The organism is Catenulispora pinisilvae (genome assembly GCF_015356865.1).
GTDB classification, from domain to species: domain Bacteria; phylum Actinomycetota; class Actinomycetes; order Streptomycetales; family Catenulisporaceae; genus Catenulispora; species Catenulispora pinisilvae.
This window is the reverse complement of record NZ_JAAFZA010000646.1, coordinates 1-294: the sequence shown is the minus strand read 5'-3', so window position 1 is coordinate 294 and position 294 is coordinate 1. Positions and strand designations below refer to the sequence as shown.

At 69.4% G+C, this 294-nt stretch carries 1 pseudogene; it reads right to left on the bottom strand.

The features are described 5' to 3' along the window. Window positions 1–223 (bottom strand): annotated as a pseudogene (locus IZR01_RS49700) (hypothetical protein); the annotation flags it as partial. Between the last annotated feature and the right edge of the window lie 71 nt (window positions 224–294).

Below are 294 nucleotides of genomic sequence, written 5' to 3'. Positions count from 1 at the left end.
GCAGCACCGACCGGCCGCCGACCTGCGCCTCCGGCAGTGCGGGCGCCAGCGACAGGTACTCGCCGAAGCCCTGCTCGCTGATCCGCTGCACGACGCGCTCAGCCACCACCAGTTCGTCCCGCTCAACGCGCACATCGGCCAGCCGCTTGACCAGCTCCTCCTCCAGCAGATCCAGCTCGGCACGCCGAGCGGCGATCCGGCCCAGCATCACGGAATCCGTCATAACGGCCCAGCGTAGGAACAGCACCCCGCCCCGCGACCCCGAAACGGCCGAACGTCAAACGATCGAGACCA